This window comes from Ruegeria sp. YTSA105 (assembly GCF_059610225.1).
The window spans coordinates 132630-144678 of the sequence record NZ_JBXWNE010000008.1 but is presented as its reverse complement, the minus strand read 5'-3'; the positions used below and the strand labels follow the sequence as shown (position 1 = coordinate 144678).

15 protein-coding genes are annotated in these 12049 nt (G+C 55.5%); 9 read left to right on the top strand and 6 right to left on the bottom strand.

The annotated features are described in order from the left end of the window. From AC2FH2_RS12230 to AC2FH2_RS12220, 3 genes are read right to left on the bottom strand one after another with little or no spacing between them, the layout of a single operon-like run. Positions 1 to 870 (bottom strand): phosphotransferase family protein, encoded by an 870-nt coding sequence (locus AC2FH2_RS12230; RefSeq protein ID WP_496713339.1) that lies wholly within the window; start codon positions 868 to 870, stop codon positions 1 to 3. Between the two features lie 54 nt (positions 871 to 924). Then, on the bottom strand, positions 925 to 1590 hold the full coding sequence (locus AC2FH2_RS12225) for a flagellar hook capping FlgD N-terminal domain-containing protein (RefSeq protein WP_496677849.1): 666 nt from the start codon (positions 1588 to 1590) through the stop codon (positions 925 to 927). Between the two features lie 2 nt (positions 1591 to 1592). After that, on the bottom strand, positions 1593 to 2804 hold the full coding sequence (locus AC2FH2_RS12220; RefSeq protein WP_496823732.1) for a flagellar hook-length control protein FliK: 1212 nt from the start codon (positions 2802 to 2804) through the stop codon (positions 1593 to 1595). A gap of 112 nt (positions 2805 to 2916) precedes the next feature. Here AC2FH2_RS12220 and AC2FH2_RS12215 point away from each other — a divergent pair, with 112 nt between their 5' ends. The 6 genes from AC2FH2_RS12215 (at position 2917) to AC2FH2_RS12190 (ending at position 6639) form a co-directional block, all read left to right on the top strand. Further along, entirely contained in the window at positions 2917 to 3189 is a 273-nt protein-coding gene (locus AC2FH2_RS12215) for a rod-binding protein (protein ID WP_142637161.1), read from the top strand. Beyond that, positions 3182 to 3541 carry a flagellar biosynthesis protein FlgN gene (locus AC2FH2_RS12210; RefSeq protein WP_496692543.1) on the top strand — a complete coding sequence of 120 codons (360 nt, stop codon included), beginning with the start codon at positions 3182 to 3184 and terminating at the stop codon, positions 3539 to 3541. The genes AC2FH2_RS12215 and AC2FH2_RS12210 overlap by 8 nt, the downstream gene beginning before the upstream one ends. Before the next feature lie 209 nt (positions 3542 to 3750). Continuing rightward, positions 3751 to 4998, top strand: a complete 1248-nt coding sequence (locus AC2FH2_RS12205) for a flagellin N-terminal helical domain-containing protein (RefSeq protein ID WP_496692542.1) — start codon at positions 3751 to 3753, stop codon at positions 4996 to 4998. A gap of 77 nt (positions 4999 to 5075) precedes the next feature. Continuing rightward, positions 5076 to 5450 carry a flagellar biosynthesis regulator FlaF gene (gene flaF, locus AC2FH2_RS12200; protein ID WP_271949611.1) on the top strand — a complete coding sequence of 125 codons (375 nt, stop codon included), beginning with the start codon at positions 5076 to 5078 and terminating at the stop codon, positions 5448 to 5450. Next, complete coding sequence (gene flbT, locus AC2FH2_RS12195) at positions 5450 to 5851, top strand: flagellar biosynthesis repressor FlbT (protein ID WP_271949613.1); 402 nt, start codon at positions 5450 to 5452, stop codon at positions 5849 to 5851. Before flaF ends, flbT begins: the two co-directional genes overlap by 1 nt. Further along, positions 5848 to 6639: a DUF1217 domain-containing protein gene (locus tag AC2FH2_RS12190; protein ID WP_496823730.1), complete on the top strand. Its 792-nt coding sequence runs from the start codon at positions 5848 to 5850 to the stop codon at positions 6637 to 6639. Before flbT ends, AC2FH2_RS12190 begins: the two co-directional genes overlap by 4 nt. Positions 6640 to 6688: 49 nt before the next feature. Here the strand turns inward: AC2FH2_RS12190 and AC2FH2_RS12185 are convergent, their stop codons facing one another. The 3 genes from AC2FH2_RS12185 to AC2FH2_RS12175 all read right to left on the bottom strand — a co-directional run bounded on the left by AC2FH2_RS12185 (position 6689) and on the right by AC2FH2_RS12175 (position 9303). Beyond that, on the bottom strand, positions 6689 to 8260 hold the full coding sequence (locus AC2FH2_RS12185; protein ID WP_496750806.1) for a DUF427 domain-containing protein: 1572 nt from the start codon (positions 8258 to 8260) through the stop codon (positions 6689 to 6691). An 82-nt stretch (positions 8261 to 8342) separates the two neighbouring features. Continuing rightward, on the bottom strand, positions 8343 to 9044 hold the full coding sequence (locus AC2FH2_RS12180; protein WP_496823728.1) for a winged helix-turn-helix domain-containing protein: 702 nt from the start codon (positions 9042 to 9044) through the stop codon (positions 8343 to 8345). Beyond that, positions 9016 to 9303 (bottom strand): hypothetical protein, encoded by a 288-nt coding sequence (locus AC2FH2_RS12175; RefSeq protein WP_142637145.1) that lies wholly within the window; start codon positions 9301 to 9303, stop codon positions 9016 to 9018. The genes AC2FH2_RS12180 and AC2FH2_RS12175 overlap by 29 nt, the downstream gene beginning before the upstream one ends. Before the next feature lie 175 nt (positions 9304 to 9478). Here AC2FH2_RS12175 and AC2FH2_RS12170 point away from each other — a divergent pair, with 175 nt between their 5' ends. From AC2FH2_RS12170 to AC2FH2_RS12160, 3 genes are all read left to right on the top strand, one after another. Next, a complete protein-coding gene (locus tag AC2FH2_RS12170) occupies positions 9479 to 9967 on the top strand; it encodes a hypothetical protein (protein ID WP_142637143.1) in 489 nt (162 codons plus the stop codon). Positions 9968 to 10076: 109 nt separating this feature from the next. Beyond that, entirely contained in the window at positions 10077 to 10694 is a 618-nt protein-coding gene (rnhB, locus tag AC2FH2_RS12165) for a ribonuclease HII (protein WP_496823726.1), read from the top strand. A 106-nt stretch (positions 10695 to 10800) separates the two neighbouring features. Continuing rightward, complete coding sequence (locus tag AC2FH2_RS12160; RefSeq protein ID WP_496823724.1) at positions 10801 to 11904, top strand: site-specific DNA-methyltransferase; 1104 nt, start codon at positions 10801 to 10803, stop codon at positions 11902 to 11904. Positions 11905 to 12049 lie beyond the last annotated feature (145 nt).

Here is a 12049-nt window from a genome sequence, read left to right as displayed (position 1 = left end):
TCACAAAGCGGCCAGTTCCAGCTCGAGCCCTTGTTCATAATCCGGTGCCCCATGTTCTGTGCGCCATAGGCAGTAGGCCGCCATCCTCCACCCGTACCAGCGGCGCAAAGACCGGTAGCGGTTTACGGTTTCCTGCCGGTCATAGGCCGAAAGAAAGGACTGTTGCTCGTCGACGGTCAAAACCGCACCTCTGTAAAGATATTGCATGGCGGGTGACAGGAACAGCGCAAGGTCCTCGCAAGGATCACCAACGGCTGGGCATTGCCAGTCAATCAGCGTCAGCCCCGAGGATGCGACGAGGATGTTTCCCGCCACCGGGTCGCCGTGAATCAGGCAAGTGTGATCCGACCGCAAAATATGATGCTGTGGTTGCATCTTTTCCAGCTGAGCCCGTCGATCCGATGTGCACATCGCCAGAATGCTTTGACCATGTTCGGCCAGATCTGCGCTACCGTTTTTACCGGTGGGTGCGTTCTCTATGTTTAGGTTGAGCGAATGCAGGCGGTGCAGCAACCGGGCCACTGGGGCCGGGTCAGACCGCCAGGGGGTGCCCTGTGCGTGGTCGTAGAACACCCAATATCCGTTGTCATGTTGTCCCGTTGCCCGCAATCGCGGCACAACCCCAGAAGAAGCCAGTGCCCGCAGACAGGCGGCTTCCAATGCGGGATCGTTGCGAAACAATGGGTTTTCCAGGTCCGAGCGGTACAGTTTCAATACCTGATCACTGTCGTCGCCCAGCACCTTCCACACCCGGTTTGTCCTGCCACCATACAGAGTTTCGAACTGTGCCCCAGCGCTGGCAAATCCGAGCCTGACAAGTTGAGCAACAAGGTCGCGCGGTGGGGACGGTATTTGAGGCAGGGAGATCACCAATCAGTCAACGAGTCGGGCATTGCCTTGGTTTCGCTTGTCGTTAACCGTAGATCAAGCTCCTGTTCGCACCGCAGTGACTATTCCTGCTGGCACCACCTCTCCGCCAGCGAGCGTCAGCAACACTGCATCAGTGCCGACCTGCGCCTCCAGAACCTGATTATACGCTGAGGCGATGCGTTCAGACAGCAGTTCATCGCCGTCATAACTTTCCATTGTTGCGGTATAATTTCCTGCCGGTAACGGGGCGGCATCGTCATCGGTTCCGGCCCAGACAAACTCGGATTCCGTCGTAGAAACAGCGATGCGTTCAACGACCTCGTCCGAGTCGTTGCGGATCACCATAAAGGCGCTGTCCGCCCCGGGGTCGGCCTGCGCATACAGCGTTTCTGGTGAACCGTCGAAATGAAAGGCAGAGGCGGTTCGCACATCCATCCCGACCCAGCTGGCAAGCTCTTCAAGGTTTACACTGCCAAGCGAATAGGCAAGCGCTGAGAGCAGATCGTTGGTCTGAACTTGCTGCTCGACCATCGAGAACTGAGCCAGTTGCGAGGCGTATTCTGATGAATCCAGCGGCTCCAGCGGGTCTTGGTTGCGGGCCTGGGCGGTCAGCATCAGAAGGAAGGTTTCAAAATCCGAGGCCAGGCCGGATGTTCCAGATTGCGCCGAAGATTGGGTCTGTGTGGCGGTAGCGCCTGTATTCTGTGTGGGCGTGATCATGCTCAAAGCCTCATATCAACGCGGCCACTATGGCCGATCCGGGTTAAGACCGGCTCGCTGGCCTGATCCATTTCGGTCTGGGTTGTATTCAGACCGGACTCCGCGTGTCTATCCGCGCTTTCGGACTGGCCGTCTGACGAACCACCCAGATTGAAAGACAGATCGCCAAGCCCGAGGTTTTTGAACTCAGCCTCAAGAACCGAAAGATGTCGCCTCATCATTTCCAGAGTTTCCGGCCGTTCGGCTGCGATCGTCATCTGCAACCCGTCATCCCGGCCATTCATGACGATTGAGATCTTGCCCAGCTCTTCCGGATTCAAGGTCAGTTCAATCGTGCCGGATTGTGGTCTTGCATGTATCGCAGCGGCCATTTGCCCCGCGATTGCCCGCGCCGTTTCTGCCCGTGCTGAGGTTAAAAAGTGCTGATGGCTTGCTGACGTATCTCGTGCCGTTGAAAATGGCTGGCTTTCGCGCGCGGGCAGAATCCCCTCGGCATCCGGGTCTGATACCAAATCAACGTCCTGCACCTTGGCAGACGCCATCAGTTGTATTTGAACAAATGTCGGAACGGATTGCGTTGTCGGCGGTGAACCGGTGGCTTTGGGAGCCCGAGCCGCATCGGGTGTATCTCGCGAAACCAGCTTTGGTTCTGGCACTTCGGGTTTTTCGGACGCAGAATCCGAGGGTATCGACGCCTTGGTCCGATAGCCCTTTGCAATAGCGGTTTGCGTCAGATTGTGTTCCGGGTCTTGCTGAGCGGTTTTCGCCTGCAACAAAGCCGGAACCTCAGATCGGGCGCGTTGCGCCGCGTTTCCAAGCGCATCACCCCGAGGATCGGGGGTCGCATTGTTTGGCGCTGCGAGTATTACGGCCTTGTCAGGTTCGGGCAGCGATGCCGGCGTTTCCTCAGGTGCCATCTCTTCGTCCTGCGCCGGCGCGCGGGTGGGCGGGTCAGTTACAGGTTTTCCCGACAGGCTGGTCGCAAGATCAACAGAGTCTTCTTCGACCACATCCTCTTCAACCTGCACCTCGGCATTAATGGTCAGTTCGGGCACGTCCTCATTCAAGCTGTCACCTTCGGAACGCTGCAATTCCTGCTCCATTACCTCAGCAAAGGTGTCAGCCCCTTCCGAGATTGGGTGTCCCTTGGCGGCAGTTTCAGATTTTGCGGCGCTGGCGGTCGAGGATGTGGACAATATAAGAGGGTTGGGCATTTTGCTCCGGCTCCGGTTTGCGTAACCAGGAATTTGCCCGCAGGAAGTTACGTTTATTTTAACCGCTTTCATCTTTGATCCAGAAAGTTCGATGCAATTTTTGGAGAAAGCTATGAAGCTATCTGGTATTCCAGCGGCGCCGCAGCCCTTGTCTGTTGAGCAAAAGCTGAAAGATGCTGCGGTAGAGCTTGAGGCGGCGTTCCTGTCTGAAATGCTCAAGTCCGCAGGTCTGGGCGAATCCCGAGATTCGTTCGGCGGCGGTGCGGGTGAAGACCAGTTTTCATCGTTTCTTGTTCAGCAGCAGGCACTGCAGCTTGCCAGGTCCGGCGGTGTTGGCCTGTCCGAAATCCTGTTTCAGTCCATGATGGAGAATACCAATGCCTAACAAGTCTGAACATGACCTGATCAAATCTCTTGAAGAAGTTCTGGACCTTGAACGCAACGCCTTGGTGACCGGGGATCTGGATCGGTTGAATCACATGGCCCCGGAAAAGGAAAAGCTGATCGGTGCGATCAATGATCTTGAGGTGATTGATAGTGATGAACTGATCGGGGTTCAAAAGAAAGTCGACCGGAATCAGGCTCTGCTGAACAGCGCGGCCGAAGGGATTCGGGCGGTTGCCGGGCGCATGGCTGAACTGCGCCGAGTGCGTCAGGAATTCAGTACTTATGGAGCGGATGGGCAACGCAGCGATTTTGCCGTTCGCAGTCACGCAAAGCTGGAAAAGCGGGCCTAGCGCGAGGATTGAATCAAATCTGAACTTTCGGATTTTCGAGTCTTAGCACTCCGTTAGGAGATCGGCGCCAAAGGTGATCCTGCATCTGGAAAACTCAGGTGGCGCGAACAGCCCGTCGGCGGGTCGCAGTGATCAGAAAGACGTCAAAGCCCGCACATGTTGCGGGGTAAGCAAGGGCGAAAAAGCCCGAACGGAAAAGGAAGAAAGCTATGTCCAGCATTCTGACCAACAATGGCGCCATGGTTGCGCTGCAAACCCTGAAATCGGTCAACAAGAACCTGGCGCAGACCCAGAACGCGATTTCAACTGGTAAGGACGTCGCCACAGCCAAGGACAATTCAGCCGTCTGGGCGATTTCCAAAGTCATGGAGTCGGACGTTAAGGGGTTCAACGCCATCAAAGACAGTTTGGCACTGGGTGAATCGACCGTTGCGGTGGCCCGGAATGCGTCCGAGACAGTCACTGACCTGCTGTCCCAGATGAAAGAGAAGATCGTTGCGGCACAGGAAGACAACGTTGACCGCGGCAAAATCAATGACGACGTGACTGCTCTTAAAGATCAGATCGCATCGGTGGTTGGAGCGGCGCAGTTTAACGGGCTTAACCTGGTTGACGGTTCGGCGGGTACAGCCTCGATCCTGTCGTCTCTGGATCGTGACTCCAGTGGCAACGTAACCGCATCTTCGATTTCGGTGGCCTCGCAGAACCTGTCCACAGGTGGGTATGCCAGCAAAGGTGTTCTGGCCGGCTCGGACAACGTCACAACCGACAATGACGCCGCGGGCTTCACGATGGACAAAGCTGGTGGAACCGGCGATATCGTGGTGGACAGTTCAACGGACAACTTTGCTGCTGGTGACAAGATCTCGATCACTATTGGTGACAAGGTTGCGTCCTACACGGTGCAAGCTGCTGATCTGGACCCATCTGGAACATATGACGCCGCTTACACGGATGCCATTGTTGCTGTTGGCCTGAAAAATCAGATCGATTCCCTGGGGATCACGGGTGTCGCAATCGACTATGACTCGGCCAACCCGGGCACTTTGACATTTGTAACCGGTGCTGCGACGGCTGGCGCCGACGCTGATCGGGACGTTACTGTCTCGGCGCAGTTCACCAATGCCAATGCAGGTGGCCTGGGGGCGTTGGCTTCGATTGATGTTTCGACAGATGCTGGTGCTCAGGCGGCGCTGGGCACTATCGAAACCTTGATCGACACGTCCATTGATGCATCTGCGGCGTTTGGTTCGTCTCAGGGCCGGATCGAAACGCAGAAAGAATTCATCTCGAATCTTTCTGACTCGTTCAAGTCCGGCATCGGAGCGCTGGTTGACGCCGATATGGAAGAAACCTCGGCCCGTCTGCAGGCCCTGCAGGTACAGCAGCAACTGGCAACGCAGTCGTTGTCGATTGCCAACCAGGCGCCGCAGTCGATCCTGTCGCTGTTCCGCTAAGTTCAGGACCCTGGCCGGGGCGTGGAAACGCGCCCCGGCTTTGACCGCCGTAAGACGGCCTTTTGGAAGGATTTCAAGTGACACCGCAAACTCTTGCACAACGCGCCTATGCGCAGACCGCTGCTCCGACGCGCACACCGCGTGATACGGAATATGAGGCGATTTCCAAGATCACGCATCGGTTGAAGGCTGCGGCCGCGCGGCACAAAACCGACTTTGGAGCGTTTGTTCAGGCTTTGCATGAAAACCGGAGGCTTTGGTCTGTGTTGGCAAACGGGGTAGCCGATTCCGATAACGCCTTGCCGAATGACCTTCGCGCCCGGATTTTCTATCTAGCTGAGTTCACCGAACAGCACAGCAGCCAGATACTCAGCAATAAGGCTTCGGTAGAGCCCCTTCTGGAAATAAACATGGCCGTTCTCAAAGGCCTTCGGCAAATGGGTGCGAACTGATGGCGGGTTTGGTATTGAAGCTTGCCCCAAAAGAACGGGTGCTGATTAATGGTGTAGTTGTGGAAAACGGCGATCGTAGAAGTCGGTTTTCAATCATGACACCACAGGCAAATGTCCTGCGTTTGCGCGATGCGATACATCCTGACGAGGTGAACACACCCGTTCGCAGAGTGTGCTATGCGACGCAACTGGTTCTGTCTGGAGACATGGAAGCTGAAAGCGCCCGCCAACAACTGCTACGTCGGGTGGAAGAGTTGAGCCAAGTGTTTACGGATGCGGACAGCCGCAGAGTTTTGGCCGAGGCAACCGAAGCCTTGTTGGCCGAGCAATATTACAAATGCCTCAAATCCCTGCGTGCTTTGCTACCGCGAGAAGAGCGCCTCATGGCTTACCAGCAATGACCTTTCAGCCGGTCATACCCTCAGGTGGCATTGTTGGCTGGCGGTTCCTTCAGCGCACCTACGAAGGCCAGTTGAACAGCTTTTCCTCTTCGACGGTCAATGAGCGTGAGGCGACGTATTTCCGGGAAAACATCGGCAAGGTTCAGACGGCTGAAGATCTGGTTTCTGACCGCCGGCTGCTACAGGTTGCCTTGGGCGCATTTGGTCTGGAGAGCGACATCGACAACCGCTATTTCATCCAGAAAATCCTGTCAGATGGAACAAGCGCAGATGATGCATTGTCCAATCGCCTATCTGATAAAAGATACCGTGAATTCTCTGAGGCATTTGGACTGGGCCCTGGCGAAATTCGAAGAACCATTCTTTCGACATTTATGGAGGATATTGCCCGGGACAACGTGACCTCACGCTTTGAGGTCGCCGTGGGTGAACAGGACGAGTCAATGCGCATATCCCTGTATGCACAACATGCGCTGGCTGAGTTGGCATCGCAAGACAGCAGTGGTGACACGAAATGGTTCGACTTGATGGGCCTTCCGCCGTTGCGAAAGATGATGGAGACGGCGCTTGGGCTGCCTTCAAGCTTTGGTCAGTTGGACATCGACAAGCAGCTTGAGGTGTTCAAGGATAGGTTGTCGAACCTGACTGGATCTGACGATTTAGCGCAGTTCGCGGATGAAGAGGCGATCGGGGATTTGACCGACAGATACCTTGCGCGCAGTCAGATCACGCAGCTTCAAAGCACAATTTCCCCGGCCCAAACCGCGTTGCTTCTGCTGGGCGGGTAATGCTGTCCCTATCGCAAGATGCGTGAGTATCAAACGCAACTTCGCGCGACTATCCGTTCAGAATCGCGTCCGCCGAGGTTTTGAGCGCGTATGAGCACACGGGTTGTGACACGTTGTGCAGCTTGACCTCTCCAAGTGGCAAAGCGTCTGTACAGGCCGGCACGATGTCTTTGGTAACAACGATCCTGTGATTCACGATCTTGCTGTATTCCCCAAGCCGTGCGGCGACGTTCGCAGCTTGTCCGATCACGGTGAAGTCCAACCGTTCGCGCGACCCGATATTGCCGTAGGTTACGCGCCCATAGGCGACGCCAATCGAACAATCGCAATGCATGTCGGACCCAGACTTGCGCAGCTCTCCTAACCTTTCAACGATTCCAACTGCTGATCGCTGCGCGTTTTCGCGGGCTAAAGCAGAATCTTCGCCTGCCGGGAATACAGCAAGAACAGCGTCCCCGATGAATTTCAGAACTTCACCACCGTTTTCGTCGACGATGTCCGAGACCGTTTCAAAGAAGTCATTCAGCAGATTGATATAGGCGGCGCGGCCCAGCTTTTCTTCTAACAGGGTAGAATTGCGCAAGTCGCAGAACATGATGGCTGCATCAATCTCATCCCCGTCGCCACGACGGATTTCTCCGCCCAGGACACGCGCGCCGGTCCGCTTTCCGACATAGGTTTCCAGCAATACCTGGGCGTTTTCGCGCTGCATGAAGACTTCGTAGAACCGGGCAATCACCGAGGAGCATTCGAACACCAGCCCAAGATTGGCCGTTGTGAACCCGTCGGGGTGATCGCAAGTCAGAGTCAAGACATTGGTGCGCCCGTCTGAAAATGGCAGGGGCATCGCGACATAGTCAGTCGCCCCTTTGGCGCGCAGGTCTTCCATGATTGGAAAGCTGTGCTGAGGGTTCTCGTCATTCAGCCTTTGGCGCACGCCGCCCATACCGTTGGACACGTGGCGCAGAGGGCTGTTGATATAGGCGGGGTGGTCGTGGATTTCATAGGTGGGCACATTGGTCGAAATCTCGGCCTCATCCTTTTCCCAAATATAGTGTTTGCCCGCGATCAACGGATGTAGGGACCAGGCAAGGATACTGAGGCGCTGAATGGCAATTCCATGTTCCAGCATCTTCTCGGCCAGCGCTTTGGTGAATGCTTCGGGCGTGCTTAGATCACTGGCCCCCCGCATCAGCCAATCAATCAGCGGCCCGCTGATATTGCCGTCTTCCGGGTTGCGCAGGTTGTTTTCACCCAGCTCAATCCGCGTATATGCGGTGGGCATAAAGCCGATATGGCCCTGGATCGCGGCGCTTTCGGGCAGGGCGTTCTCGTAAGCCCAGACGGAGTTGGCCAATCGTTGATCCGCCAGAACGACATCGTGGTAAGTGGCGGTGCCTTTGAACGGGCAGAATGTCTGAAGTTCGGTCTCATCGCTGAGATCGACATGTACATCCTGACGGGGGATGTAGATCATCGGCGGCAACCGAGTTTCGTACATTACCTTGGCATCAAAGCTTTCAGCCAGAAGGATCTCATCCCGGTAGATTGCGATACGGCCGACAAGTGGTTCGACCGAGATCCCATAGCCTTTGATATTTGGAGTCACGTGAACGTTCATAATCATCCTCCCCGGCACGGGTCTTTATAGGATGGGCGTTTGATCCGTGTTTTCCAAGGGGCAGAGCAGGATTTTCCCAATATCAAATCATCTGAATGACGTCTTTTTCGATCGACAACATATAGCCTTTTTTAGCAATGTTCTTGACCAGCAACTCGCTGACCATCTGATTGCCCAAAGCATCGCGCAGGCGCTTGATCCGCGTCGCGCCAGCAGCCTCGTCACAATCAGCTGTGCTTTTGCCGGAAATCATCGCCTCGATCTGAATGCCGGATAGAACCTCGTCATCCAACCGGGATTCGGCAAGAACTGACAGGGTTTCCATCGCCGACGCTGTCAGTTTGAAATCCATGTTATTGAGATAGACGGTATTCTCTTCCCGGCTGATCAAAAGTGAAGTGACCTGAATCCCAGTGCGCTCAATCTGTGCCATGCGTCGGTTCAACAGCACCAGCATGACCAGAAACACCAGCGCAGCAATCAGCATTGCAGTGGCGAAAACCAGCAAAACAAAGATAACCATGCGGTAACTGGACAATGTATCGGCAAAGGCAGTGCCGGACTGGGCCAGAATCTCGAGTAGGCGAATCTCGGTCTGCGAGGTCAGATCACTCTCGACGAACAGTTGTTCGACGCGGGCATTGAACGCGTTTGCATCTGGCAATGTCCAGAACAGAAAGGCGGCAGAGGCCACAAGTATGACAACGATTACCGTGATGCCCGCGCCAACCAACCTGACGCCCGAGCGCCGTGCCTCAGTAACGGAGATAGAATTTTCCGGCATTGGCCTTCCTTTTATCCAACCCTTCCGGTCCAAAAACGGACATGACGTTCAGCAGGGTCCAGCCCGAGCCGCGCAGCCGTTGCGCGACCTCTTTTTTGGCTTTTCCTTTGCCGCAGGACGAAACCTGCATGACGCCATAATGCAGGCGCAACGGATTGTCCTGCTTGGCCTTGTAATCGGCATAGCAGTCCGCTGCTGACGCCATGGAACCAAGCGATATCAGGGCCCCGATGGCCAGAGAAGAGAGGATCTGTTTCATAGGCCGCATCCTGCGCATGGCTTTGGTTGATATTCAATAACGCAAAGGGGTTTCGCGGTCTGATATCAGATAACAAAACGGCGTTATTGCTTGTCTGAAGGGGACATCCCCAATGTCGGGTCATCGAATTTACGGACTGTCATCACGTCCACCGAGTACCCGAAAGGACAGCACCATGCATAAGAAATTCATCGCTCTGATCATTGCCTCTGCAGTCGCAATTACCGGCGTTTCTGCATCCCAGGCCCGTGCCGCTGATGCAGAAGATATTCTTGGCGGGCTGGCGGCGATTGCCTTGATTGGCGCTGCCATCCATCATTTTGACAAGCAAGGTGACAGCAAAAAGGTTACCCGCAACTACAACCACGTGTATCAGGCCCCCAAACAGCACATCCAGAGGACCCCCAGGCATCGGCCGAACCATATCCGTCCCTTGCCCGAGCGCGTTGCGCGCTATAGTCTGCCGCAAAGGTGCCTGGAAACCTTCAAGGGCTATGGCAAAAAGCGCCCGCTTCTGGGGACGCGCTGCCTGGATAAGCACTACAAATACGCCAATAGCCTGCCCAAAAAGTGCAAGGTCGGTTTCTGGAATGGCAATAAAGTCAAGCGGGCCTATGAACCCGCCTGCCTGCGCCAACAGGGATACCGCGTCGTTTACAAGTAATACGGTTCGAGCAGGAGTGGTGCCTTAGAAGCATCACGTCGGAGAGGGCAGCGATTGCTGTCCTCTCTTTTTTCTTGCGCAATGGGGGAAAACAGGATTTTCCCAAAACATGACCACACCGGATTATGAGATTGAAAAAGCCGCGCTTGCGCAGGGATATCTGCGGATTGCCGGCGTCGATGAGGTTGGGCGGGGGCCGCTGGCCGGTCCTGTTGTGGCTGCTGCGGTGATCCTGAATCCTGCGGTCATGCCCGAAGGATTGAATGATTCAAAGAAATTGTCGGCCAAGCGCCGGGCCGCATTGGATACTGCCCTGCGTGGCTGCGCCGAATTCGCGGTGGCCGAGGCTTCGGTGGCCGAAATTGATGAGCACAACATCTTGCGTGCATCGCATCTGGCGATGGAGCGCGCGGTGGCGGCGCTGGACCCCCCCCCGGATTATCTGTTGATCGACGGAAATATGATTCCGCGCGGACTGGCCATTCCGGCGCAGGCAGTGGTCAAAGGCGATGCCCATTCCGTGTCGATCGCCGCAGCTTCGATCCTTGCCAAAAACTGGCGCGATCAACTGATGGTGGATTTGGCGCAACAGCATCCGGGATACGGCTGGGAGACAAATGCCGGTTATCCGTCAAAACAACACAAGGATGCGCTGCGAAATCTTGGTGTGACCCCTCACCATAGAGTTTCGTTCAAGCCCGTCCACAATATGTTGTATCAAGAGTAAATCGTAAGCCGCTGATTCAAAAAAGAAATTGACGGCGAATCGTCTTTGACTCATCCTTGTCTCAACCAAATGAGCGCATAAGCGCCGTGGAACTTGAGGCAGCGATATGACAACGACTACCAAAAAGGGCGCGACAGCGCTCCCTGTAAACACGATCCTATCCGGGGACTGCATCGAAGTGATGAACAGTCTGCCCGAGGCTTCGGTTGACCTGATTTTTGCCGATCCCCCATATAATCTGCAGTTGAAAGGGCAACTGCACCGCCCCGATAACAGCCAAGTGGATGCAGTCGATGATCACTGGGACCAGTTTTCCAGCTTTGGCGTCTACGACCAGTTCACGCGGGAATGGCTGAAGGCGGCCCATCGCCTGCTGAAGCCCAATGGCGCGATCTGGGTGATTGGATCGTATCACAACATTTTCCGTGTTGGGTCTGCGTTGCAGGATGCTGGGTATTGGATCCTCAACGATGTAGTTTGGCGTAAATCGAACCCGATGCCGAATTTCCGTGGCAAGCGGTTCACAAATGCGCATGAGACAATGATCTGGGCCTCCAAGCGTGAAGGGGCGAAATACACCTTCAACTATGAGGCACTGAAAGCGTTGAACGAAGGCGTCCAGATGCGCAGCGACTGGGTGCTGCCGATCTGCACTGGCCATGAACGGCTCAAGGATGAAAACGGCGACAAGGCGCATCCGACGCAGAAACCGGAATCATTGCTGCACCGCGTGCTGGTTGGATCAACCAATCCGGGTGACGTTATTCTGGACCCGTTCTTTGGCACCGGGACTACAGGGGCCGTGGCCAAGATGCTGGGTCGCCAATTCATCGGGATTGAGCGCGAAGAAAGTTATCGCAAAGTGGCCGAAAAGCGCATCGCGAAAGTGCGTAAATTCGACCGCGAGGCGCTGGAGGTCAGCGCCAGCAAACGCGCCGAGCCACGCGTGCCCTTTGGCCAGTTGGTCGAACGCGGCATGCTACGCCCGGGCGAGGAACTCTATTCCATGAACCAGCGTCACAAGGCCAAGGTCCGCGCCGATGGGACACTGGTGGGGCAAAATATCAAGGGTTCGATCCATCAGGTTGGCGCCCATCTCGAGAATGCGCCCTCCTGCAACGGCTGGACCTACTGGTGCTTCAAGCGCGACGGCAAAACCGTGCCGATCGACGTCTTGCGTCAGCAGATCCGGTCCGAGATGCACAACTGATAGACCAATACCGCCGGTGCCTGTGGCCTGACACAAGGCACTAAGCCTTGCCCCGCCGATCAACGGCGGGGTCTTTTGTTTCTTTCCCTGATGAGTTCCGATATGAGCCTATTGAAGCAATCGGCGCAGTGTAGGAGCTTTCGCA

Bases quoted from the DNA above. Each gene is read 5' to 3' on its own strand.
- AC2FH2_RS12225 (WP_496677849.1), bottom strand. From the start codon at position 1,590: ATGATCACGCCCACACAGAATACAGGCGCTACCGCCACACAGACCCAA.
- AC2FH2_RS12220 (WP_496823732.1), bottom strand. From the start codon at position 2,804: ATGCCCAACCCTCTTATATTGTCCACATCCTCGACCGCCAGCGCCGCA.
- AC2FH2_RS12215 (WP_142637161.1), top strand. From the start codon at position 2,917: ATGAAGCTATCTGGTATTCCAGCGGCGCCGCAGCCCTTGTCTGTTGAG.
- AC2FH2_RS12210 (WP_496692543.1), top strand. From the start codon at position 3,182: ATGCCTAACAAGTCTGAACATGACCTGATCAAATCTCTTGAAGAAGTT.
- AC2FH2_RS12205 (WP_496692542.1), top strand. From the start codon at position 3,751: ATGTCCAGCATTCTGACCAACAATGGCGCCATGGTTGCGCTGCAAACC.
- flbT (WP_271949613.1), top strand. From the start codon at position 5,450: ATGGCGGGTTTGGTATTGAAGCTTGCCCCAAAAGAACGGGTGCTGATT.
- AC2FH2_RS12190 (WP_496823730.1), top strand. From the start codon at position 5,848: ATGACCTTTCAGCCGGTCATACCCTCAGGTGGCATTGTTGGCTGGCGG.
- AC2FH2_RS12185 (WP_496750806.1), bottom strand. From the start codon at position 8,260: ATGAACGTTCACGTGACTCCAAATATCAAAGGCTATGGGATCTCGGTC.
- AC2FH2_RS12180 (WP_496823728.1), bottom strand. From the start codon at position 9,044: ATGCCGGAAAATTCTATCTCCGTTACTGAGGCACGGCGCTCGGGCGTC.
- AC2FH2_RS12175 (WP_142637145.1), bottom strand. From the start codon at position 9,303: ATGAAACAGATCCTCTCTTCTCTGGCCATCGGGGCCCTGATATCGCTT.
- AC2FH2_RS12170 (WP_142637143.1), top strand. From the start codon at position 9,479: ATGCATAAGAAATTCATCGCTCTGATCATTGCCTCTGCAGTCGCAATT.
- rnhB (WP_496823726.1), top strand. From the start codon at position 10,077: ATGACCACACCGGATTATGAGATTGAAAAAGCCGCGCTTGCGCAGGGA.
- AC2FH2_RS12160 (WP_496823724.1), top strand. From the start codon at position 10,801: ATGACAACGACTACCAAAAAGGGCGCGACAGCGCTCCCTGTAAACACG.